Source organism: Alcanivorax sp. HI0044 (genome assembly GCF_001634945.1).
In genome coordinates this window covers 1-884 of sequence record NZ_LWEZ01000566.1, presented here as the reverse complement: position 1 = coordinate 884, position 884 = coordinate 1, and the positions used below count along the sequence as shown (strand labels likewise).

2 protein-coding genes are annotated in these 884 nt (G+C 60.3%); both read left to right on the top strand.

What is annotated here, in order from left to right:
- Nucleotides 1–155, top strand: a 155-nt coding sequence (locus A3730_RS29520) for a sigma factor-like helix-turn-helix DNA-binding protein (RefSeq protein WP_304439475.1), incomplete at its 5' end; no start/stop codon positions are given.
- A 360-nt stretch (nucleotides 156–515) separates the two neighbouring features.
- Complete coding sequence (locus A3730_RS06820; protein WP_063520231.1) at nucleotides 516–884, top strand: DUF423 domain-containing protein; 369 nt, start codon at nucleotides 516–518, stop codon at nucleotides 882–884.

Genomic DNA, 884 nt, shown 5'->3' with positions numbered 1-884 from the left:
TGGACGACCGCAGCCGCGACATTCTGGAACGCCGCTGGTTGGCCGACCAGAAAGCCACCCTGCAGGAGCTGGCCGATGAATACAGCGTGTCTGCCGAGCGCATCCGCCAGCTGGAAAACAACGCCATCAAGAAGCTGCGAAACGCCATGGCGTAAAGAGACGCAACAGGCAACACGCCAAAGCCCCTTTTCGGGGGGCTTTTTTGTGCCGTTTTACGGCAACGACACGCATCATGCGGTCGTACCTTATTCCCGCTGCAGGAACCGAGCTTGCGAAGGTAACAGCCACTGGCTGGCCGTAAGGGTGAGCGAAGCGAATAACGCCACTTGAGGCGCGAATAGCGGCCCCTCGCAACCCCTTCTCGTTACTCGAAACGACATCCCTCGCCAAGGCTCGGGTTCGCGCCCCAAGCGGCGCTCCTACCCTCGCAACGAATGTACCCCGCGACACGGATATTCCGGTACACTATGCAACCCGAGGCGGCACTCGTTTTGACCGCCACTGCGGAGTCCTGAATGAAAACCCTGCTTATCCTCGGCGCCCTCAACAGCGCCCTTGCCGTCATGCTCGGCGCCTTCGGTGCCCATGGCCTGAAAGCCCGCGTGGATGAATCCCTGCTCGCCACCTGGGCCACCGCCAGCGAATACCATTTCTTCCATGCGCTGGCACTATTACTGGTGGGCTTACTGGCGAAAACGTTCGGCGCCTCCAGCATGGTCACTGCCGGCTGGGTGTTGTTTGCCGGAATGCTGGTATTCAGTGGTAGCCTGTACGTACTGGTGTTGAGCGGGCAGAAATGGCTTGGCGCCATCACCCCGCTCGGTGGCACCGCGCTAATCATCGGCTGGCTGATGCTGGCCTGGTCCCTTTTCAAACACGCTTGA